This window comes from Spirosoma rhododendri (genome assembly GCF_012849055.1).
In the GTDB taxonomy this organism is placed as follows: Bacteria; Bacteroidota; Bacteroidia; order Cytophagales; family Spirosomataceae; genus Spirosoma; species Spirosoma rhododendri.
Map to the genome: position 1 here is coordinate 5,560,926 of NZ_CP051677.1, position 22,370 is coordinate 5,583,295.

Here is a 22,370-nt window from a genome sequence, read left to right on the forward strand (position 1 = left end):
TATTCTTCCACATCTTTTCGCTTAGTTGAGTGGCGTCAATGTAACGGGGCCAATCAACCCCGACGGGCGCGGTTGCCAGTGTTCGGCAGTGAACAGCCCGTCGGGGCCACGGTTTTCTTTCAGCCGCGCCGACATATTGATGTTGTAAAATTTCTTCCAGTTAACACCCCGCTTGTCCAGATCACGGATGCGGTTGGCCATACCGTTCGACACGACGACGGTTAACTCGTTCTGGTCGCGGAGTAGGCTGTCGGGAAGGGTTAGCTGGTAGGTCGGGCCGAGCAGTGTGGCGAGGTCGCGACCATTCAAACGGACGCGGGCACTTTCGGCCACTTTCCCCAGGTCGAGCTGCCACCGCTGGGCCGAGCCGGTAGGGCGCGGGAAAGTTATCGAATAGCTGGCACTGCCCGAAAATTCCTTTACACCGGCTTCGTTCAACTCCGTCCATGATTCCAGCGATGCGATTTCAGTGGCTTTGGGTAATTGCGGCCCGCCCGTCAGGAAGTTTAGTTTCCATGTACCGGTAATTGGCTGGGCAGGACCGGCAGTGGCCCGATACGCATACGGTGCCGCTGCACCAGGCTGGTTGGTCGCAATAATCAGCGATTCGCCGGGCTGGAGTTGGAGCCGTACCTCACCGCCCCGACCGCCATTTTCCTTGACCTGTGCCTGCCCAATCTGCTCCGTCATGGGGTCGTACAAAACAGCCGAGGTTGCAGGGGTGCCGAGTATCACCCAACTGTTGACTGGTTCGCTACCCCGGTTGACGACGAAATAGGTGTACTGCCCTTCCCCGCTGCTGCGCCGGACATAGTGCAGACCAGAGCTGGTCATTGACTCCTGCCGGATACGGGCATAGGCCAGCACAGCTTCCACCGTCGACCCGACGATTAACCGCCCTTTCCCAACCGGCACCGGGCGAATACCGTCCAGCCTATCGGGTACCGACAGTGGCTTTCTCAACGCCTGAAACGTAGCCCGGCGACCAGCCAGATTACCCAGCCCCGGCACGTCGGAGGGGAGCTGCCCGACGAACAGAATGGTCGCGCCATTGCGGGCGAGTGTCAGCAGTTTCTGAAACGTTTCGAGCGGGATTAGCCAGGCATCGGGAACGAGCAGCGTCTGATAGGTGCCGCCGGGTGCCTGTAGCCGGGTATTGGCGTTGCTTAGTTGCTGAATCTGCCGATCGGAAATGTAGTCGAAGCTGTAGCCCCGATCGAGCATGTGTTGCGCGATGCGTTCGATAGGCAGGCCGTTGAAGCCGTGTTCAATACCGTCAAAGTGCTGGAGCAGCACCTTTCCCGGCCGGGCGTAGGCGTCGTAAATGGGCAGGTACAGCAGCACGTCGTTGTCGGGTTTGCCCTGCTGTAGAAATGACTGCACCCGCGCACCGTACTGATTCAACTTGCCGAAATCGGGCCAGAACGAGTTATTGGGGTTGACGTGTACGGCCGCGTAGAACAGCCAGCCGGGCCACTCCGCCTGTTGGGGCGAGTAGTTGGTGCCGTGGTAAAATACGTGGTTGACGCCCCCCAGCCAGAACAGGTCGAGGTCTTTCTTCACATCACCCAGCGTCGACAGGAAGTGCTCATTATCCCAGGTTGCCGACTCCGACGAGATCAGCGGTTTACCCGTTACGTTGGCCGCCGACGATGCGAATTTGATGCGCAGCAGGTCGGTGCCTTCGATTTCAGGAATGTCGGTAGCTGCGTACAGATCGAGGATGTTGGCCGGTGAGCCGTGGGCCTGATTCCGAATCAGCTTGCCCCGCCGACCTGCCCAGTCGTGCCACGTCCGGGTGTAGTTGTCGAGTAACAGGTCGGAAAGTGTCTCGCGGTAATCACTCAGCACGCGGACGCCGGTACTATCGGCCACACGGAACCCCGTCGACGCATCGGCATCCTGCCCATCCGCGCCGGGCTTCTCTTGAGCAGCACTCTTACTGACCCGTTCCTGACCGGGCCTGGCTTGGCCCAGCAGCGCGGGCAGGTAGTTGCGCAGGTCGTAGCCCCGCCGTTTCTGAAATTCAGCCAGCAGCGCCGGGGTCCAGTTGCCTTCGCCCTGCGCGTCGTCAACTTCATACGAATCATTGAAAAACGCCCGCAGGCCCGTCAGTTTGTGGCCCCGGAAAGCCGAGTCGAAATGGTTCAGGTAATGGTCGGTAGCGGTTTTAGAAAAGTGATCGATCACGTCGCCCTCGCCCCCGGCCCCGCCCGCTCAACCTGCTTGCCGTGCCAGCCCATAAACAGGGCGTACAGTGTCCAGTTGCCCGGTGTGGCTGTCCAGTTCAGCTTGCCCTGCCCATCGACGCGGTTCGTCAGGTCCAGCAGTTGGCCCTTGTCACCGTAGGCCATCAGCGTTTGCAGCGGCAGCGGCTTCTCAAATCGCACCTGATCGAAGGCATGCTGCTGCAAATCGGGGTTGGTGGCGATGGGGTCGCGCAGTTGTCGAATGTCGATGGGTTCGCCCACTGTGCGAACGAGTGGTTTCTGCACGTACCGCACCGACTCGGTCAGCGACTGCCCCGCTTTGAGCGCGTACGTCTGGTACGCGACGTAGCGGCAGGCATCAGCGGGCGACACCCACGGCCCACCAAACGGCCAACCCGACGCCTGCGCCATGTCGACGCCCAGCCCCAGCCGCCCGGCTTCAGTCAGCGTATGGTCGAGCCGCTGCATCCAGGCTGGCGACAGAAAATTGATGAACTGCGGTTCGGCACCTTTTACGCCATAGATCGGTGTGATCTCGACCCCACCCAGCCCCGCATCGCGGTACTGCGTCAGCAGGCGGGTCAGGTTGGCATTGTCGACGGCACTGCCCATCCACCACCAGCGCGTCCAGGGGCGGGTTTGCTGCGTGATAGTGGGCCATTGCGGTTTCGAATCGGAAACCGGCTGTGCCCGGCCGGTCAGCGTAGCGAGGGTCAGCAGGCAGGTGAAAGAGAGGGTCGTGCGGTTCATTTCATGCGGTATACTTCGCTTCCCGCCAGCAGGAAACAGCCCAGACCGTAGTCCTCAAAATCAGGTTTGCTATCGTAGCTAACGGGTTGCCCATCTTTGGGCTCCTTGCCCGTTCCCTGCACGTAGCCCAGAAACCCATCGGCATGCAGCGCGTCGGTAGTCATCGCGTTCCACGCCCGGATGATGCGCGGCCGGTACGTTTTCGTATCGAGCAACCGGTTATTGACACCCCACGCCATGCCGTAGGCAAATAGAGCGGTGCCCGATGTTTCCTTGCCGCCAAAATGCGTCGAGTCGTGTAGACTGACGTTCCAGAACCCATCCGGCCGTTGCAGGGGTACCAAAGCCGCCATCATCGTCTGGTACATCTGCGCGTATTCGGCACGATGGGGGCGTTTTTGGGCATGATGTCGAGCACACGCACCAGTGCCGCCACGACCCAGCCGTTCCCCCGCGACCAATAACAGTCCTGCCCGTTGGGTTCTGTGTACGGAGCCACAAAATCCTTGTCGCGCCACCATAGCCCATCGGCGGAGTTAAACAATCCCCTGCCACCCTCCACCGACTTGCTGTGGTTGTAGAGCTGGTACATTTTCTCGTAGTAGCCGTTGGCCACGGCGGGATGATCGGCGTAGAGCACGGCTAGTTTGGCGTAGACGGGCATCGCCATTTGCAGCGCATCGATCCAGGTCCAGTCGCCGTTGTCGGGGCTGGCAACGCGGTTGTCTATGCACGTTTTTATGGCCCGAATCCGGTCGGGCTGCCGGTCGAGCTGGTATAGATCGAGGTAGGTTTGCCCACAGCACTGATCGTCGGCATTTTTGGTTTCCAGACCCGACCGCAGCCCCCACTGGTGCTTCTGCCCCCAGTCGACGGCATAGTTGCGGTAACGAGTCTGGGCATCAACGCCATACAACGCCATCAACCCTTCGTAGTACACAGCCCGCGTCCAGATGTGGCTCGGCCGGGTTTTGTTCGTGACAATTTCTTTTCCTGTATCGGGCCACTTTGCCATGAAATAATCATTGGCAAGGGCCATACTCCGCAGTACGTTGGTCTTTTTGGGTAGCGGTTGGGCGTGGCTTTGCAGGCAGATGGCCAGCATAACAAACAGGTAACGCATGGGCAACAAGGGCGGGCTGGTCAGACTAACCTACAAACGCAAACCCCCAGCCCGGCTACTCATACTATGCAGTACGGTCAGGCAACGCTTGCGGCTATTCTTACGTACAGCCAGAAACCATGCGACTACTGGCAGAATCGACTGGATTATTCACCGATTCGATGACCTATCAGAATGAGTTTTTGCATTATTCTTTTATTTGAAAACTATTCAGTAGAACGGGCCTGTTTTATGCTTGTACGTACAGTGAATTGATTTTCGCTGAAATCTGTTTGATAATAAACAAATTACATCAACTATGGAACTGTCACAGGTAGTAAGACACGATAACCGGCTGGAAGCCACCTGGACGAGCGTTTGTACTTTTCTTCGTCAATATAGTTTAGGAATGAGTAAGCAATACGGCACCGTCTTCGAATCGCTCACACGGGCCGCAACGCCGTTTGGCGGCAATGTGCTGGCGGGTGCCTACAAGCAGTCGCGCACCCGGATGTACCTTTCCCAGCAGGAGATTCGCGAGCAGGTCGAACGGCTGACGCGGGAAATAACCCAATTGAATACGCGCGTTGCCTCGATGGATACACCGGCGCAATCGCAGCCGACAACTGCACACCAGACTCAGACGGTGGGCATCGACCGGTTTCGGCAGGAAAGCCCCAATACGCCAGCGGCCTAAGCGGTCGGATAAGCAACCGAAGCGCTGTATATTTACGTAATGAACGGGCTGCGATAACTGTGATTACCCGTTCGGCAGACGTATGATTCTGATTGATAACACCTGCATCAGCGACGATATCGCTGAGAAATTTTTTGTCTGCAACCTCGACAAGTGCAAGGGAGCCTGTTGCGTAGAAGGCGACATGGGCGCTCCGCTCGAAGGTGACGAACCGGCCATCCTTGACCGGATTTACCCCGACATCAAGCCGTTTTTGTCGCCCGAAGGCATTGCCGAAATCGAGCGACGCGGGGGCGGTTACGAACCCGACGGTGAAGGTGGTTACGTGACCAATACGATCAACAACCGCGAGTGTGTGTATGCCACCTGGGATGAGCGCGGCATTCTGAAATGCGGCATCGAGGAAGCGTATAACCACGGTAAGGTCGACTGGAAAAAACCGATTTCCTGCCACCTCTACCCCATCCGCGTTACGAAGTACGAATCGTTTCACGCGCTCAACTACGACCGATGGCCCATTTGCAGCCCCGCCTGCGGCTTTGGTGAGCAGCTCAACGTCCCGATTTACAAATTCGTCCGCGAAGCGCTGGTTCGGGCCTACGGCGCTCCCTGGTACGATCAGCTAACGAAAGCCATCGAAGAAAAAGAGGTTCAGTAACAAACGGGGGCCGGTCATGATGACCGGCCCCCGTTTGTTAGTGGCTATGATCGTACCGTCAGCCGGCTAACGCCAGCGTTTCCTGCGTCCGTACATTACGCACGACCTCGTCGCAGCTGGCGCAGGCGCGGGCACCTTCCTGATGGTACCACCGGCAGTTGGTGCGGATCGCGCAGGCGACCAGCGTATCGTCGGCCTTACGATTCATAGCGTCGACAATCTTACCGACAAGGCTGCACCCCGCCTGCCCCGAATCCCAGTGCCCGCAGCCCGATTTGGCGCAGTTGCTGGCAAAGCGAAACCGCTCTTCCGGCGCACGGCCCTGGCGGGCTTTGTCGACGAACGTCTGATCGATGATGACTGGCTCGTCGAGGTATTCGATCTGACCGGTGGCGGTCTGAACGCCGAACAAAGCCGCGCCGGGCCTGGCGGTTGAACTGGGGCAGAGGAGAGAGGCCATGTGTGGGAAGGTTGGGCAATGATGACGCTTACTAGAACTTAATCGTATCAGGATCGAGCCACAGACCCAGCACGGGGAAGGGCAGTTGATTCGCAGCGATACCGCCGTTGACCTGATCCAGCAGTTCGGGATTGGCCTGCCCCTGTTCATCCAGCTGAGCCAGTTGATTCATAAACGCTTCCTGGCTGACAGCCTCGCTTTTCAGCGCGTCGATTTTGTCTGTAATCTGGTTCTTCATGACTGATTGTGGTTATTTGGTTTGCGTTGATTTTCGAGTCAAAGGTCCGGCGGGGGAAGCGGCTAAACCACAACGTCGGGTTGTAAACGAGTCGGTTCGGGACTGCTTTAGTCGGGCTGGTTATAACGACCAGTGCGGCAGGTTCAGGCGTGTTGCTGGCGCAGGGCCATCACGAGCAGGTCGGGCAGCGCCATGTCGAGCAGGTCGGCCAGGCTGATTTTGTAGAGTGCCGAAATCTGCTGCAATACCGTCAGCGAGAGTTCGGTCCGGCCGGTTTCTTTTTTACTGTAGGCCGCCTGACTGACGCCCAGGTGAAACGCGACGTATTCCTGCGGGTACCCGTAGATTTCGCGGAGTTTGCGAAGCTTTGTCGATATAGGGTGCATGGCTTTTGGTAGAAAAAGGTAACTGATCTGTTTTGGTTGATACAAATGAATACACCTACTGAGTCGATAGGAATTTATTTCGACCAATGAGTCGCTGTTTTCGACCAATGCGGCTACTCAGACGCTATATTTAGCGCATTAGTACTCCCTATGAACCGCACCCTATCCTGCTATCTCCTCGACGACGAGTCACCGGCTCACGTTATTCTGTCGAAATACATCAGCCGCGTCCCATACCTGACCCTTGCGGGACAGAGCTACGATCCGTTCGAAGGGCTCGATCAGGTACAGGCGCTCAAACCCGATGTACTGTTTCTGGACGTCGAGATGCCGTTTATGACCGGCGTCGAATTTCTGAAATCCCTGCCCCTGCCCCATCCCGTCGTGGTCATGGTGACGGCATCGCCCCAGTTTGCCGCCGACACCTATAATTTCGATTCCGTCACGCACTACCTGCTCAAACCGGTTGGCTTCGACAAATTTTTGGAAGCCGTCAACCGCGTGACGAAGCGGCTTGGCTTTACGCCCGATCCTGATTCATCGGTCCTAACACCTCCCCCCATCCGCACACCGACCCCGCCCGTCGACAGTCGCGAGACGGTGCCGTATTTTCTGATCAAGGAAGACAAGAAGCTGATTCGGGTAGCCCCGGAAGACATTGTGTTTGCGGAAGGAATGAAAGACTACATCAAGCTTCACCTGACAACCCGCGTGCTGATTACGCACATGACGATGAGTAAGCTGGTGGACATGCTGCCGCCTTCGCAGTTTTTGCGGATCAACCGGTCGTATCTGATTCGGCGGCAGGCCATCAAAGAGATTGACGGCAACACGATCACGACCCTCGATGGCAAACAGGTAACCATCGGTGTTACCTACCGTGACCGGGTGATGGAAGAGTTGAAAAAGAACATGATGTAACGTGGGCGGGCGGCTGACTCCATCGTCGACAGCCTGCCTAAGCGTAAGCTGATGATTGGTAGAGTACACTCCGGGGGATGGGGTTGGCAGCAGGCTTTGTTTCCAAGCCGATATACACTCAACCGAGTAACGATATGACCTACTCGCACCAGCAAACTGACTAACCCAATTGTAGAGATGAGGACAGTAAAATAACTGACTTCGGTAATTCTATTATGCGATTATCTTCGATACTACTTGGGTGATGCAACTATGAACGTATATTATTTAATAAAAAGCTATAAAGCCCAGCAAGTCTTACTCTGGCTGCTGTTTTTGTTCTTCATAAGATATATTTATTTAGCCGATTTTACTTATACGCCCTCAACGTTTTGGTGGAGATCTCTACAGTTTACTACCGACACTGCATTACTTTACTACCTGTTTAGTCTGTATATATTTCCTACGTTTCTATATAAAAAGAAGCATGCACTCTTTCTAGTTTGGGTATTTTTGAGCCACGTCCTCACCTATCTAATAAATTACTTTTCTCTGTATGTCCTAAACATATTCTTCGCAAAGGGGCACGACCTTCCGGAGTGGACTGTTTACAGAAGGGGCGGCATTTTTGGCTTTATAATCGATGGTAATGCCGCAGTTACAAGTATACTATGGAGTTATCAGCTCGTCATTATTTTAATAGCAATCAGGGCCTTCCGGGATATTTTACAGCTACGAACCCAGTACTACCGCAGCGAGCAGGATCGCCTGCGACTGGAGGTCGATTTTCTAAAAACGCAGGTTAACCCCCACTTCCTCTTCAACACCCTCAACAGCGTCTACGCCCGCATCTTCGAGGCCGATCAGCAGGCTGCCGACCTAGTGCTGCACCTTTCCGAGCTAATGCGCTACAACCTCTACGAGACCGACCAGCCCCGCATCGGCCTCGATAAAGAACTGGCTTACATTCAGAACTACCTCGATCTGGAACGCAATCGGCTTAGCGGCCAGGACGTGCTGATCGACTACGAGCAGAGCGGAGAGCCAACCCATTATCAGATCGCCCCTCTGCTGCTGATCGCCTTCGTGGAGAACGCCTTCAAACACGGCGTCAAAGGGGCCACCCAGCCTGCTTATGTGCAGGTCAGGGCGGAGATAGACCCCGATGGACACTTGACTTTTATCGTCGAAAACAGCCTACCCGAGCGAAAGCAGGCTCCAACCACCACCGGGGTACGCTCCGGGGGCGTGGGGTTGGTCAATGTCCGACGTCGGCTCGAAGCCTTGTACAATGATCAATATGTACTCAATACTACTATCGGTCAACGAACTTACGCTGTTACTCTAACTGTGCAACTCGAATGGAGCAGCCATCCAACACCGACCGCTGAGCTGGCTTAGTCAACCTATCACGTTCCGCTTTCACATGAACGACCTAACCATCGCTCCGCCCCGGCTAATTGCTTTCGTCCAACACCATTGGTCTCGGATACGCACCACTGTGCATACATTATTATGGCTATTTACCTTCAGCTTGGCCAATTATTCATTGTCAATCCTAACTCCAGACGACATTTTCGTTAGAAGCTGGCTCACACCCGGTATTTCTCTACTTACACTGACCTTCTTTTACGTATCAGGCTACATCATTTTCCCTCACTATCTGTATGTACTTCGACCTGTTAAGCTGCTTATCAGTCTAGCCCTGTTATTTCTCTTTGTTCACATTTGCACCTATGCTCTGTTATATTACTTGCATACCTATAATCCAGTCACTAATAATTTTATCAACCGCTATTGGTTTCTTTTTAAGGCAGGTGGTCTATTTGGCTGTTTTACCAGCGTAAGAATAGCTATTCAAGACGTGATATTGACTAGTAATGTATCATTCATATATCTAGTCCCCAAAGTAGCCAAAGACCTAGTTGTTATTCTCTCACGGTCGCTGCGGCTCAAAGGCGATAAATTCCGACTTGAAGGCGAAAAGCTTCGGCTCGAACGCGATAACCTAAATTTAGAATTGAGCTTTCTCAAAGCCCAGGTTAATCCCCACTTTCTGCTCAATACCCTTAACAGCGTCTACGCCCGCATCTTCGAGGCCGATCAACAAGCTGCCGATTTGGTGCTGCACCTCTCCGAGTTAATGCGCTACAACCTCTACGAGACCGACCAGCCCCGCATCGGCCTCGACAAAGAACTGGCTTACATCCAGAACTATCTCGACCTAGAACGCAACCGACTCAGCGGCCAGGACGTGCTGATCGACTACGAGCAGAGTGGAGAGCCAGCTCACTACCAGATTGCCCCCCTGCTGCTGATTGCCTTCGTGGAGAACGCCTTCAAACATGGGGTCAAAGGGGCTACTCAGCCCGCTTATGTGCAGGTCAGAGCCGAGGTTGATACAGCGGGGCAGTTCATCTTTGCTGTTGAAAACAGCTTACCCAGCCGCCAGCCAGTAGCACTCGGAGCAGGCCGGTCAGGGGGCGTGGGACTTGCCAACGTCCGGCGTCGGCTTGAGGCCCTGTATGCGGGACACTACTCCTTAATTACACAGGCGGACGAAACAACGTATACTGTTACGCTGACTATCAATTTGAACCAGTCACATTAGTCGAACTAATTCGTCTATTGGTCGAAAATTCTCCCGCGGTTGGTCTAAAGTAGTTGAAGTGCGCTAGGGCAACCTGCTACTTTTGAATCGTCAACCGGCACAGGTTACACTCCCTCTCCTCAAAAACAACTTAATCAACCTCTACCATGAAAAACACGACTGCTACCTCCACGCCCCGTCTGACGCTGAAGAAAGAGCGTATCATCAATCTCACAGCCACGAACTCTGTTCAGAACGGTGGGAAAGCATTCACGCTTACCACAATTATTCCCCCAATTTTTTAATCTCCCTTTGCCTTCCTACTTCATCCTGAACTATTCAACGGCGAGTCGGCACCAACTCGCCCATTACCTCCAACGTTCCGGCTGGCTCACGCTGGGTCAGACCGGGGCGTTCTCGGAGGAAATGCTGGTCAGCTTACGATCGGCTGATGATGCGCCTGTCTTCCTCCGGCTGGTATCACCCGATGCAACAATTCCGGCCCCTTTTCTGAACTACCTGCGCGATTATCCGGCCCTCATCATTACGTCGCCCTACCCGCAGCATCTGTTTGGTCATCTGCACCTGCATCCGTTCGATTTCCTGACGGAACCCTATTCATTCGAGCGATTTGCCCAGTGTATAGCTCGTTACACCGCTATGTACGGGTAATCTCAATCGGTACGGGTACACCATCCAACTAACTGAAAAACAGTTAACAATAATTTATTGGTGGCATTGGTCGAAAAAATGATCATTTCGTTGGTCACATGTTGAGTGGACGGTAAATTAGTAGTCTCCCTACTCTACTAGTCTACCATATTTCATGATCCAACGCCATGACTTCTTTGTACTCCGGCAACCTGCTTTCCCGATCAGTACATTAACCCGCTTTTACGACCAACTGGCTACGCATTCGTTTGATGATCTGCTCCGTCAGCACTACCAGAACCCGCTGGCGCAGGAAGCCATCTTTACCGCGTCGCCCACCCTGTACGAGCGATTTCAGCGATGGCTCGCCGGGGAGGTACTTCCCGAACAAACCAAACTGCTACTGACTCTGCACAAGTACCTGATTCGGATGTGCAGCCGGGCCACGCCTTACGGGCTTTTTGCCGGCTGTACGATGGGCCGATTCGGCGATCAGTCGGTTTATCGGGCGGGCACATCGGCTACGCTCCGTACCCACAGCCGCATCGACATGGATTGTCTGCTGGCTATCGGGCGGTGGCTGACCAGCCTGCCCCACCTCCGGGCGCAGCTCAAGCTGTACCCCAACACATCGCTGTATTCGGCGGGGGCATCGCTGCGGTACGTCGAACAGCAATGGGAAACGGACCATCGCAATTATTTCATCAGTGCCGTCGAAGCCGATCAGTACCTGACAACCGTTCTGACGGCAGCCCGGACGGGCTCCACCATTGGCGAACTCGCCACCCTGCTCACCGACCTGCAAACCGACGCCGACGAAGCCGCCGATTTTATTGAACAACTAATCGACAGCCAACTGCTGGTGTTCGAGACAGAGCCAACTGTAACGGGTCGCCCCTACCTCGACTGGCTCACCGAACGCATCGCGTCGCTAGCCGATACCGGGCCGGAAGTTACGGCCCTACAGACGCTGATGAACGGCCTGCAACAAGGCGACCGGCGGCAGACGTATAGCCACATCCGACAGTGGCTGCTCGACCGGCAGATTAGCCCGCCCACTTCTGATCTGATGCAGGTCGATTCGTTTTTCGACAACCCGACGCTGCAACTCGGCGAACGGGCCATACAGCACCTTCAACGCGACCTCGAAAAGCTGCTGTTACTCAATCAACCCGCCGTTTGCCCCGATCTGGACGAGTTTAAACGACGATTCTATAATCGGTACGAAGACGAGGGAATTCCGCTGACACTGGCACTCGACCAAGAGTTTGGCATCGGCTACGGCTCCGGGTCGACCCTCGGCGTCGGCTATGCCCCCTGATCGATGACCTGTCGTTTACCAGTAACAACGCTCCGCAAACCACCAACTGGGACTGGTGGCAGACGTTCGTGATGGACAAATACGCGGCTGTGTTACGAAACCGACGCGCCACCAGCGACATCGACGAAATTGCCCTGACCGACGATGATCTGGCGTATATCGCAACGCAACGCCCGCTGACGAGTGTCATGCCCGACACGCTGTACGCGTTTGGCTCGCTGCTGGCATCGTCGGCCAGAGCGCTGGATGAAGGGCATTTCCGCTTCAATCTGCTCGCTTATCGGGGGCCATCGGCCGTCAATCTGCTGAGCCGGTTCGGCGAGGGCGACCCGGTGCTGGCGCAACGAATTCGGGCCTGCGCAGCCGAAGAAGAAGCCCGACAAGCCAACGTCATCATTGCCGAAGTGGTCCATCTGCCCGAAAACCGCGTCGGCAACATCCTGACCCGCCCCACGATTCACCCCTACGAAATTCCGTACATGGGTCACTCCTCCGCCGACGCCGACCATCAGATTGCCCTGTCGGATCTGCTAGTGTCGGTGCGGAACGGGCAGGTCGTACTGCGGTCGAAGCGGCTTAATCAGCGGGTTATTCCCCGGCAGACAACCGCCCATAATTTCGCCCACGGCCTGCCGATCTACCGCTTCCTGTGCGACCTTCAGGCGCAGGACGCTCACCTCAACGTGGTCTGGAACTGGGGCGTGTTGCGCACACAGGCGTACCTGCCCCGTGTGCGCTACCAGAGCGTGATTGTCAGCCGGGCGACGTGGCAGCTCCAGCCCCGGCAACTGACACCCGACAACCCGCTGCGGCTCGTGGCACAGCTGACAGCCGCTGGCCTGCCCGACCAGTTTATGCTGGCGCAGGGCGACAACGAACTTCTTATTCACCTGCACATCCCCGAATCACTGGCGTTACTCTCGGCCGAAATTCACCGGCTTAGGAGTCTGTCGACGCAGGGCAGCGAATCAGTCACCCTCCGGCTTGTTGAGTTTTTGCACCAGCCTGATCAGTGTCCGTTGGCTAACCGGCGGGACGTATACACGCACGAACTGATTCTACCATTCACCAGCAACCGTGCCCGACCGTTGCCGGGTTTGCAGCAGACAATCAACCAGTTGCCGCAGCGTAAATTTTCGGTGGGTAGCGAATGGTTCTACCTAAAAGTGTACACCGGCGAAAAAACGTCGGACGCGTTGTTGCTGCAAACCATCTATCCGGTGGTGCAGCAGTTGCTGAAAACCCAGACCATTCAGGAGTTCTTCTTCGTCCGCTACAAAGACACCGACCCACACCTGCGGCTCCGGTTTCGCGGTAATCCGCACCTGGAATTTTACCACCATGTGGTGCGGGCGATGGAAAAAGCCCTGCACGAGTCAGTCGAGGCCGGGGTAGTGCACCGGGTACAGGTCGATACCTACCAGCGGGAGTTCGAGCGGTACGGTATGGAACATATCAGCCTGTGCGAGACGCTGTTTCACTGCGACAGCCTGTCGACGCTGGAATTTCTGGCGCGCACCGGCGACGAGTTCAACGAAAATCTGCGCTTCGCCTTCGCCATCCGCAAAATCGATCACCTGCTGACCGGCACAGGCTTGTCAGCCGCTCACTGCCGCACTATTCTCGACGCCATGAAAGAAAGTTTTTTTCAGGAGTTTGGTGGCAACTCGGCCCTGCGGCATCAGCTCAATGAGAAATTCCGCACGTATCGTCCATTAATGAACCAGGCGTTCAGCGCTGATTTTCCGGCGGCATCGAGCCTTGGCGACTGGAGCTGCATGCAGACCAGTCTACTGCGTCAGCTTGCCGATACGTTCGCTGACACCAACGAGCTATTCAGCATCATCACCGGCCTGATTCACATGATCGTCAATCGGTTATTTCCTTCCAAACAACGGGCCTATGAACTGGTGCTTTACCACTGCCTCGCCCGCCATTACGACTCCGTACAGGCCCGACAAGTGGTGTGTTGAGCGTAACAAGCCCAATTGAATTCTCACGATAAAGCGCCGTGTACCCCTACATCTCCTGAAGGGCAGGGGTATGTCGCACCAGTATAGGACCCGCCCTCATGGGCACTGACAGACCGGCCACAACCGGTCTTTTTTTTCGTCTAATCAATTATAACCCACCTGACTAAGCTATAGCCGAAAGCTGTACACTACAACGCCCCGTTATTGAAAACGCCCGCTACACCGGCCACCTTTGATTCAACAAAACGCCGACCATCACCGGCCTTCCGTATTGACCAACAATTCGTTCTCCCAAACTAACCAAACGCATGAAAACACTAAACAGCCAACCCGGCACCGGCGTAAACCGCCACCCTGCTACTTTCTCGTTCGATACCTGGACCAACGACCAGGACGATCTTCTTGACGATGACATCAGTTCGTTCGACACCAACTGGATCATCTCCGCCGGTGACCTGTTCGGTGATATGGAACTGCCCACAGACGACCCACAGCAATACTATAATGAAGCCGCCTGACACGCAGCATAGCATATAACCAAAGCGACTAAAGTAAAATTTCAAGTTATTGATAATCAACGATATATACTGAAACTTTGCATCATCAATCAGAAAACAATATCCTTAAAACTTCATAAAAACATGCACGAAACGACAACTGAGCTGGCTACGAGCCAAATGCTGAGCCAGGACGAGCTTGCGCAAATCAATGGCGGCCGGCCGGGAGGACAACCTGTAATTGACATGCCTGTACATAAGATACCCATTTGGTATGTTGACCCGGAGACGGGCGATGGCTTCTGGCTCTGCTAACTAATCTAATTTTCAACAATCAGATCTATCATGAAAACGCTCGACCAAATCACCCCGGCAAGCTGCGATGAATTATCCGCACTTAGCCAACAACAAACCAACGGTGGCATCGACAATGTGTCACTCGCCAAAATACCAATCACGTTTCCATTCCCTATTTGGCCGATTAGTGGACCGATCAAGCTACCGCCCATCAAAATACCCGTACCGATGCCGCTGCCGTACGACCCGGTAATGGATTACTAGAACAGACTGAATAGATAAGAATCTATAGACGTAGGCATACAAATAGGCATCGCGAATGAGCACCGGGCGGATACACACAGACACCGCCCAGGAAAGTGATTTGACAAAAAAACTGTAGGTAAGTGGGATAAACCGGGTAATTCCCCCGCTCCAGTCAGTGGGGGAATTCTTAAAAAAACTACCCTCATCCACTTATAACCTGACCGAATAAAGTACAACGGCAGGTTGTTGAAAATCGAGATAGGCAAACAGACTTTTGTATCACACAAACAGGCAAAAAATCAATAACGATGAATAAGAAAAATATTTTGGTTGCCGCTGGACTGTTGTTCCTGGCCACCGCCTGCAAAGAAAATAAGGTGATCGTCCCGACGTCGCCAACTGTTCAAAAAGAAACACCCGCCCCAAAACTGCAAGGCGATGTTCTTGACGACGACGTGGTTGACACGCCAAAAGGCAAACCGGCTAAAGTGAAAGACCTTACACCGGAGAAGCCTTACGAAGCTTACCCAGCGCTTAATTAATTCAAAGTTTACTTGTTCACTTTTGAATCTATGCAACTATACTATCAGGAGATCACGAAAGAGGAAGCGGTAGAAATTACGGGAGGAAACTGGCTCGTCCAATTTGTAGCCCGTGTCGTTGATACGCTTTGTGACCTGAGTGACGACCTCCAGACAAACGGATCTAATAGACCCTATCAGCAATACGAATAGTAAATAATACTTTCCAGTTCTAAATTTAAAAACTATGCAAGTAGACTATCAGGAAATCACGGCCGTAGAAGCAAAAGAAATTGCAGGCGGATCTCTATTAGGTGAACTAGTTGACGCAGCCATCGCAGCAGCAGCTGAAGCGCTTCACCGACTCGCAGGGCCGAACGTGTAAAAACCAGCTTTCACAACCAGATTACGCAGTAACTAATTGTTTGCTAACTAACACCGTCAGCGGAAGATAACTGGTATTGGTTTAGTTGCGTATCGACACGATTCGACGCACATCCGTCAGTTAGCTGACTCTATTAGTAGCAAGCAAAAAGAAACTGCCCATACATAATGCGCGTACCGTTTGCTACGATCTGGCACCCGGGCTAAGTCCAGAGCGTAACAGGCAAATAGTTTAACCAATTTTATAACTATCTAAAAATCAATCACCATGTCTAATTTTAATCTCGATCAAGCCGAAGTAGTAGAACTGAACGCAGTAGATATGCACGAAGTAGAAGGCGGCAGTTTCTGGCAAGACGTAAAAGATTTCTTTAGTGGTATTGGGGATGGTTTTAGCCACCCCAGCAAATAATCAAGACGTTTCAAATCTATTTTTCATTTAATAAATAACAAACCAATGATTACGTTAAGCAACACAGAACTAGAAAATATCAACGGCGGAAGCGAAGCCACGTATAGCGCAGGACGGGCAATCGGTGAATTTTTCCGCGGATTCATGGATGCATTTGGTTATTCTTAATAGTCTAAAAATTAATTTTTTCAATACAAACAAAAACTATCATGAATCAAACTCTTGCTTTTAACTATTCAGTAGTTGATCTCGACGAAATGACCTTCGATGAGATGACATTGATTGAAGGTGGTATGACCCCCTACGAGGCAGGGCGCGCAGTAGGAGCCTTGGTACAAATAGCTGCTACTATCATAGCTTTCTTGTAACTGCAAAACAAAGGAATAAGCAGACTACCTACTCAGGTAGTCTGCTTACCATATAAATTACTCGATCATGAAATTAACAACTGTCTTAGCCTACAATCGCTTTGCTAGCCTAATAGCTGTCATTTTGCTATTTGTCACCTTTCAGATTAATGAGAAGGGTATCTTGAAAGATATATTGTCGATAGTAGTACCTACACTGTTATACGCAAATTTCTTCTTGAAAAAGAGGATTGTCGAAAATGAAACGAATTCTGCTGTTAAATTCAATTTAGGGCGGACAATACTTGAAATTGCCTTCTTGACAGCCGCAATAGTTAACATTTTGAGACTGTTGACTATTTTGTAGAGCATCACATATACGATAGTAGCCCTAACTGTCTCCATAACGAAGGTACAGCTTTGGACCTAATCGTTGTTTCCGACGAATCGATATTAACCCTGTCAACGCAGGCTGATGCACAAAAACGACACACTTATCCTATACTCAGGTCGCTCCTAACGGGCGACCTTTTTTATTGGCTGCATAAGCTATTCCGGCGGGTTATAGAGTACAACACACTGTTATTGAGCCCCGTATAGCCTCTACTGACCTTTGGTATACAAAACCGGTACGCCGGAACACAGTATCCCAAACGCCAGAAACGATGCAAAAACAACTTCACCCGCCTGCCGTCATCGAGCACACGACGGAGGCTTACCTGCCCCAGGTAACGGTCCGGGGGCAGCTCATCTACTGCTCCGTCGCGCTCGCCATTGTCGCGGCTCTCGTCGCCCTCCCCTTTATCCGTACCGAAGTGTCAGTACAGAGCGCGGGGATCATCCGTCCAGTCGCTGAGCGCAATGACCTCCGCCCACTGGTAGCTGGTACGGTCGCGCAGGTGCTCGTTCACGATAACCAGCCGGTGCGCCGGGGGCAGCCCATGATCCGGCTGCAAACCGAGGTGCTCGACACCAAACTCCGGCTCAATCACTCGCAGCAGGCCGAGAAACTGCTCAACATCCACGACCTCGACCGGCTCGTGCGGGCCACGCGCCACGACCTGCTCAGCGTGTCGGGTTTGCAATCGCCCCTGATCCGGCAGCAGTATGAGCAATTCCGGTTTCTGCTAACCGAGAACGTACAAACCCAAGAAAAGCGTAAGCACGAACTCGACGTTACGCAGCAGCTTTACCAGGACAAAGTGTTGGCAAAGCAGGAGTTTGAAGACAAGGAATTTGCCCACAAAACGGCCGTGGCGCAGTATGCCGCGCAGGTCGAGCGGCAGGTGAGCGAATGGCAGGCCAGCCTGACGCAGCATCAACTCGCCCTTGATGAACTACGGGCGCAGGAACGCCAACTCCTGAACGAACGCGACCTGCACACGATCAAAGCCCCCGTCGACGGAACGGTGAGTCAACTGGCGGGGCGGTATCCAGGCAGCTACGTACAGCCGGGCGAAGTACTAGGCGTGATCTCGCCCGACTCTAATCTGCTAGTCGAATGCTACGTGTCGCCCAAAGATATCGGTCTGCTGCGCCCCGGCATGGTGGCCCGGATGCAGGTCGACGCCTTCGATTATAACCAATGGGGGTTGGTGCAGGCCAAAGTCGCCGAAGTCTCCAACGACGTCGTGGTGATGAACGAGCAGCCCGTTTTCAAAGTCCGCTGCCAGCTGTCGCAGAACTACCTGACGCTGAAAGAAGGCTACAAAGGCTACCTCAAAAAGGGCATGACGTTGCGGGCGCGGTTCGTCGTCACCGAGCGCAGCCTGTTCGACCTCCTCTACGACAACGCCGACGACTGGCTGAATCCAAAGACGTCTAAGGTTTAACGTCCAATGTTTAATATTTTCGCCCATAAAACACTATCACATAGACGATTAACCTTAAACATCAGACCTTAAACATTAAACCTGTCCTCACTTACCATGGCTAAACAGACAATCATCAAACAGCACGATATTACCGACTGCGGGGCGGCCTGCCTGGCGTCGATAGCGGCTCACTATAACCTGATGATGCCCATTGCCCGCATCCGGCAGATGGCATCGACCGATCAGAAAGGCACCAACGTACTCGGTATGATCGAAGCAGCTACCCGGCTGGGTTTTCAGGCGAAGGGCGTCCGCGGCACGTTCGAAAGCCTGAGTAAAATTCCTAAACCGGCTATCGCCCACGTTGTCGTCAAGGAAGTACTGCACCATTTCGTGGTCATTTACGAGGTCACCGACAAGCACGTCGTCGTAATGGACCCCGGCCCGGGCAAGTTCATCAAACACACGCACGAGGAGTTCAAAGAACTCTGGACGGGCGTACTGATCCTGCTTCTGCCCGACGAGCAGTTCGAAACCGGCAACGAAAAAGTATCGGCCATGCAGCGGTTCTGGCAACTGGTCCGGCCGCACCGCAGTGTGATGGTGCAGGCCCTGTTCGGCGCGCTGATCTACACCGTACTTGGGCTGTCGACGTCGATTTACGTGCAGAAAATTGTCGACAACGTCATCGTGGCAGGCAACCGGAATCTGCTCAACCTGCTCAGCGTCGTCATGATTCTGATTCTGGCGCTGCAACTGTTCATCGGTACGCTCAAGAGTATGTTCGCCCTGAAAACCGGTCAGCAAATCGACGCGCGGCTGATTTTGGGGTACTACAAGCACCTAATGAAACTGCCGCAGCAGTTCTTCGACACCATGCGCGTCGGCGAAATCATCTCGCGCATCAACGACGCAGTGAAGATCCGGGCGTTCATCAACGATGCCGCTACGAGTCTGGTTGTCAATGTCTTTATCGTGCTGTTTTCGTTCGGTATGATGTTTACCTACGACTGGAAACTGGCCCTGATTATGCTGGCCGTCATCCCGTTTTACGCGGGTATCTATGTCGTCGTCAACCGGCTGAACAAGAAGTACCAGCGAACGCTGATGGAAGACGCAGCCGAACTGGAATCGCAACTGGTGGAGTCGCTGAACGCGATGGGCACGATCAAGCGGTTTGGGCTGGAATCGTTCGCCAACATCAAAACCGAAACGCGCTTCGTCAAGCTGTTGAAAACCATTTTCACCTCGGCCCGTAACTCGGTATGGTCGGGCAACGCGACGGAAATCGTATCGCGGCTGTTCACGATCATCCTGCTGTGGGTGGGCGCGGGTTTCGTCATCGACAATCAGATCACGCCCGGCGAACTATTGTCGTTCTACGCGCTCATCGGCTACTTCACCGGCCCGGCCAGTCAGTTGATCGGAGCTAACCGCACCGTGCAGGACGCGCTGATTGCTGCCGACCGCCTGTTCGAGATCATGGACTTGGAGCGCGAGGCCACCGAAAACAAAATCGAGCTGCAACCGGAGATGCTGGGCGACATTCGCTTCACGGAGGTGTCGTTCCGGTACGGCACCCGCACGCAGGTGTTCGACAAGCTGAGCCTGACCGTGCCGCAGGGCAAGATTACGGCGGTCGTGGGCGAAAGCGGATCGGGTAAATCGACCATGCTGTCGCTGCTGCAAAATATCTACCCCCTGCAAAGCGGCAGCATTCACATCGGCGACTACGACATCAAACACATCAGCAACGACAGCATCCGTCGGCGGGTAAGCGTAGTGCCGCAGAAGATCGATCTATTCGCCGGCAACGTGATCGACAACGTCGCCGTGGGCGAATACCAGCCTGATATGCAGCGCATTGTCGCGATCTGCCAGCGGCTCGGCATCACCGATTTCATCGAGAAACTGCCCAACGGGTTCCATACTTACCTCGGCGAAAACGGGGCCAGCCTGTCGGGGGGCAAAAGCAGCGCATCGCCATCGCCCGCGCCCTCTACCAGAACCCCGACGTGCTGATTCTGGACGAAGCCACGTCGTCGCTCGATTCGATTTCGGAGCAGTGCGTACAGGAAACCATCCGGCATCTGCGCGAACACAACAAGACCGTGATTCTGATTGCGCACCGGCTCAGTACGGTCATGCACGCCGACAAAATCGTGGTGATCGAGCAGGGCAAACTCATCGAAGAAGGTACCCACACGGAACTACTACTGCGGGAAAATGCCTACTACAAACTCTGGGCGTCGCAGATGCCGCTGAGTTTTCCGTCGCTCCAACCGACCGCGCTCAACCTGATGCAAATCAGTGCCAACGGCGATCAACCTGAACCATCGATCACCCCAACCAGCCTAGTCGCATGAAATTCGTCGTCTACTCCCTCCTCCTGACGGGCTGGCTCGGCGCAGCCTACGCCCAGGCACCGGCCGACGCCACGACGCCCGCAGCCGTTACCATGACGCTGGATCAATGCATTGCGCTGGCTATCGACAATCAGCCGTCGATCCGGCAGGCTCAGCTTCAGCAGCAAATCGCTGACAATACCGTTGAACAGACGCGGAAAAGCCAGTTGCCCGTCGTATCGTCGTTCACGAATCAGGGGCAAAATTTTGGGCGAAACGTCGATCCATATACCAACTCGATTGTCAACTCGCAGATCGCCACCAACACAATGGGGCTGGGTGCCAACTGGACGGTATTCAACGGTTTTCAACTGAAAAACACGATTGTGCAGCAAAGCCTGACCGCGCAGGCCAGCCAATACGATCTGGCAGCCGCCAAAAACGCGGTGACGTTCAATGCGCTGCTGGCGTACCTACAAGTGCTGACCGCGCAGGACCTCGACCGGGCCAGTGAGATGCAGGTAGCCGTGTCGCAGTCACTGGTCGAGCGGACGGAAAAGCTGGTGAAAGCGGGCACGACAGCCCCGTACAACGGCTACGACGCCCGGAGCCAACTGGCAAGTGATCAGATTCAGCGCGTACAGACGCAGACCAACCTGAAAACGGCCGTGCTAACGCTGCTTCAGGTGCTGAACCTACCCGCCACGACGCATCTATCTCTCGTCCGCGTCAGCGATACCGGCACCGTTGCCCCGGCATCGATAGCCAACGCCTATCAGGTCTACACCCAGGCCCGAACGTTTATGCCCGACGTGCTAGCTGCCGACTTGCGTACCAAAGCAAGTCAGCTGGGCCTCAAACTGGCGAAGGGACTAGCGTACCCAACCGTTACGCTGAACGCCAACTGGGGAACGTCTTATTCCAGCGCGGCCCGGCGCAGTGTGATGACTGGCGACATGGTCGAGCAAACCACGACTGGCTTTGTCGACGTATCGGGGCAATCGTATCCGGTGCGTGTGCTGACGCCCGTAACCGGCACGGAAGGCATTACGTATTTTCAGCAACTGGGTAACAACCAGTACAAAAGTCTGACGCTCAGCATCCGCGTTCCGATCCTGAACGGCTTTCAGGTTCGCTACCGCACAACCAACGCCCGGTTGCAACAGCAGTTGTCAGAATCGCAGGCTGAAAGCACACGGCGGAACTTGCGGCAAGCTATCGATCAGGCAGTCGCGCAGCAGCAGAACGCCTACGAACGCTACACAGCCCTATCGGAGCAGGTCGCCACGTTGACGCAGTCGTTTCACGCGGCAGAAGCTCGTTACAACGCTGGCTTACTCCCCGCCGTCGACTATAACCTGGCAAAGAGTAACCTCGACAAAGCCACGATCAACCTGATTCAAGTGCGCTACGAGACCATCCTCCGCGACAAAATCGTACACTTCTACCAGAGCGGTACGTTGTGATTTTTCAACACAGAGTCACAGAGAGCACAAAGATTTTGTCATTCAGAGCCTGCGAAAAATCTACATCAAGAACAGGAAATACTACCGGTTACCGAAGATTCTTCG

At 54.2% G+C, this 22,370-nt stretch carries 23 protein-coding genes and 2 pseudogenes; 19 read left to right on the plus strand and 6 right to left on the minus strand.

Annotated elements, in window-relative coordinates; genetic code table 11:
• Window positions 1-21: 21 nt before the first annotated feature.
• The 3 genes and pseudogenes from HH216_RS23355 to HH216_RS23360 form a co-directional block, all read right to left on the minus strand.
• On the minus strand, window positions 22-2,190 hold the full coding sequence (locus HH216_RS23355) for a glycosyl hydrolase (protein ID WP_217371882.1): 2,169 nt from the start codon (window positions 2,188-2,190) through the stop codon (window positions 22-24).
• Window positions 2,187-2,960: a glycosyl hydrolase gene (locus HH216_RS25610; protein ID WP_217371883.1), complete on the minus strand. Its 774-nt coding sequence runs from the start codon at window positions 2,958-2,960 to the stop codon at window positions 2,187-2,189. Before HH216_RS25610 ends, HH216_RS23355 begins: the two co-directional genes overlap by 4 nt.
• Window positions 2,957-4,083: pseudogene (locus HH216_RS23360) on the minus strand (glycoside hydrolase family 88/105 protein). The gene HH216_RS25610 and the pseudogene HH216_RS23360 overlap by 4 nt, the downstream one beginning before the upstream one ends.
• A gap of 298 nt (window positions 4,084-4,381) precedes the next feature.
• Between HH216_RS23360 and HH216_RS23365 the strand changes: the two are divergent.
• Together HH216_RS23365 and HH216_RS23370 are read left to right on the plus strand one after the other, a co-directional pair.
• Window positions 4,382-4,759: a hypothetical protein gene (locus tag HH216_RS23365; protein WP_169553053.1), complete on the plus strand. Its 378-nt coding sequence runs from the start codon at window positions 4,382-4,384 to the stop codon at window positions 4,757-4,759.
• An 82-nt stretch (window positions 4,760-4,841) separates the two neighbouring features.
• Window positions 4,842-5,417 (plus strand): DUF3109 family protein, encoded by a 576-nt coding sequence (locus HH216_RS23370; protein ID WP_169553054.1) that lies wholly within the window; start codon window positions 4,842-4,844, stop codon window positions 5,415-5,417.
• Between the two features lie 58 nt (window positions 5,418-5,475).
• On the opposite strand, the gene HH216_RS23375 is transcribed toward HH216_RS23370, so the two are convergent.
• The 3 genes from HH216_RS23375 to HH216_RS23385 all read right to left on the minus strand — a co-directional run bounded on the left by HH216_RS23375 (window position 5,476) and on the right by HH216_RS23385 (window position 6,501).
• On the minus strand, window positions 5,476-5,877 hold the full coding sequence (locus tag HH216_RS23375; protein WP_169553055.1) for a hypothetical protein: 402 nt from the start codon (window positions 5,875-5,877) through the stop codon (window positions 5,476-5,478).
• 31 nt (window positions 5,878-5,908) lie between these two features.
• Entirely contained in the window at window positions 5,909-6,115 is a 207-nt protein-coding gene (locus HH216_RS23380) for a hypothetical protein (RefSeq protein WP_169553056.1), read from the minus strand.
• A gap of 143 nt (window positions 6,116-6,258) precedes the next feature.
• Complete coding sequence (locus HH216_RS23385; protein ID WP_169553057.1) at window positions 6,259-6,501, minus strand: helix-turn-helix domain-containing protein; 243 nt, start codon at window positions 6,499-6,501, stop codon at window positions 6,259-6,261.
• A 150-nt stretch (window positions 6,502-6,651) separates the two neighbouring features.
• On the opposite strand from HH216_RS23385, the gene HH216_RS23390 reads away from it, so the two are divergent.
• The 17 genes and pseudogenes from HH216_RS23390 (at window position 6,652) to HH216_RS23465 (ending at window position 22,265) form a co-directional block, all read left to right on the plus strand.
• Window positions 6,652-7,422 carry a LytR/AlgR family response regulator transcription factor gene (locus HH216_RS23390; protein WP_169553058.1) on the plus strand — a complete coding sequence of 257 codons (771 nt, stop codon included), beginning with the start codon at window positions 6,652-6,654 and terminating at the stop codon, window positions 7,420-7,422.
• 492 nt (window positions 7,423-7,914) lie between these two features.
• Entirely contained in the window at window positions 7,915-8,802 is an 888-nt protein-coding gene (locus HH216_RS23395; protein WP_169553059.1) for a sensor histidine kinase, read from the plus strand.
• 619 nt (window positions 8,803-9,421) lie between these two features.
• A complete protein-coding gene (locus tag HH216_RS23400) occupies window positions 9,422-10,012 on the plus strand; it encodes a sensor histidine kinase (RefSeq protein WP_169553060.1) in 591 nt (196 codons plus the stop codon).
• Window positions 10,013-10,158: 146 nt separating this feature from the next.
• A complete protein-coding gene (locus HH216_RS23405; protein ID WP_169553061.1) occupies window positions 10,159-10,296 on the plus strand; it encodes a hypothetical protein in 138 nt (45 codons plus the stop codon).
• A 7-nt stretch (window positions 10,297-10,303) separates the two neighbouring features.
• Window positions 10,304-10,663: a hypothetical protein gene (locus HH216_RS23410; RefSeq protein WP_169553062.1), complete on the plus strand. Its 360-nt coding sequence runs from the start codon at window positions 10,304-10,306 to the stop codon at window positions 10,661-10,663.
• A gap of 154 nt (window positions 10,664-10,817) precedes the next feature.
• Window positions 10,818-11,963: a lantibiotic dehydratase family protein gene (locus HH216_RS26330; protein ID WP_254448580.1), complete on the plus strand. Its 1,146-nt coding sequence runs from the start codon at window positions 10,818-10,820 to the stop codon at window positions 11,961-11,963.
• A 71-nt stretch (window positions 11,964-12,034) separates the two neighbouring features.
• Window positions 12,035-13,936 (plus strand): lantibiotic dehydratase, encoded by a 1,902-nt coding sequence (locus HH216_RS26335; protein WP_254448861.1) that lies wholly within the window; start codon window positions 12,035-12,037, stop codon window positions 13,934-13,936.
• 308 nt (window positions 13,937-14,244) lie between these two features.
• Window positions 14,245-14,454, plus strand: a complete 210-nt coding sequence (locus HH216_RS23420) for a hypothetical protein (RefSeq protein WP_169553063.1) — start codon at window positions 14,245-14,247, stop codon at window positions 14,452-14,454.
• Between the two features lie 324 nt (window positions 14,455-14,778).
• Window positions 14,779-14,994 carry a hypothetical protein gene (locus HH216_RS23425; protein ID WP_169553064.1) on the plus strand — a complete coding sequence of 72 codons (216 nt, stop codon included), beginning with the start codon at window positions 14,779-14,781 and terminating at the stop codon, window positions 14,992-14,994.
• Between the two features lie 290 nt (window positions 14,995-15,284).
• On the plus strand, window positions 15,285-15,518 hold the full coding sequence (locus HH216_RS23430; RefSeq protein WP_169553065.1) for a hypothetical protein: 234 nt from the start codon (window positions 15,285-15,287) through the stop codon (window positions 15,516-15,518).
• A 30-nt stretch (window positions 15,519-15,548) separates the two neighbouring features.
• Entirely contained in the window at window positions 15,549-15,710 is a 162-nt protein-coding gene (locus tag HH216_RS23435; protein ID WP_169553066.1) for a hypothetical protein, read from the plus strand.
• 34 nt (window positions 15,711-15,744) lie between these two features.
• Window positions 15,745-15,882 (plus strand): hypothetical protein, encoded by a 138-nt coding sequence (locus HH216_RS23440; protein WP_169553067.1) that lies wholly within the window; start codon window positions 15,745-15,747, stop codon window positions 15,880-15,882.
• A 267-nt stretch (window positions 15,883-16,149) separates the two neighbouring features.
• Window positions 16,150-16,293, plus strand: a complete 144-nt coding sequence (locus tag HH216_RS23445; RefSeq protein ID WP_169553068.1) for a hypothetical protein — start codon at window positions 16,150-16,152, stop codon at window positions 16,291-16,293.
• Between the two features lie 209 nt (window positions 16,294-16,502).
• Window positions 16,503-16,661: a hypothetical protein gene (locus HH216_RS23450; RefSeq protein WP_169553069.1), complete on the plus strand. Its 159-nt coding sequence runs from the start codon at window positions 16,503-16,505 to the stop codon at window positions 16,659-16,661.
• A 644-nt stretch (window positions 16,662-17,305) separates the two neighbouring features.
• Window positions 17,306-18,472: an HlyD family secretion protein gene (locus tag HH216_RS23455; RefSeq protein ID WP_169553070.1), complete on the plus strand. Its 1,167-nt coding sequence runs from the start codon at window positions 17,306-17,308 to the stop codon at window positions 18,470-18,472.
• Window positions 18,473-18,568: 96 nt separating this feature from the next.
• Window positions 18,569-20,820 (plus strand): annotated as a pseudogene (locus HH216_RS23460) (peptidase domain-containing ABC transporter).
• A complete protein-coding gene (locus HH216_RS23465) occupies window positions 20,817-22,265 on the plus strand; it encodes a TolC family protein (protein WP_169553071.1) in 1,449 nt (482 codons plus the stop codon). Before HH216_RS23460 ends, HH216_RS23465 begins: the two are co-directional and overlap by 4 nt.
• The last annotated feature ends 105 nt before the right edge of the window (window positions 22,266-22,370 follow it).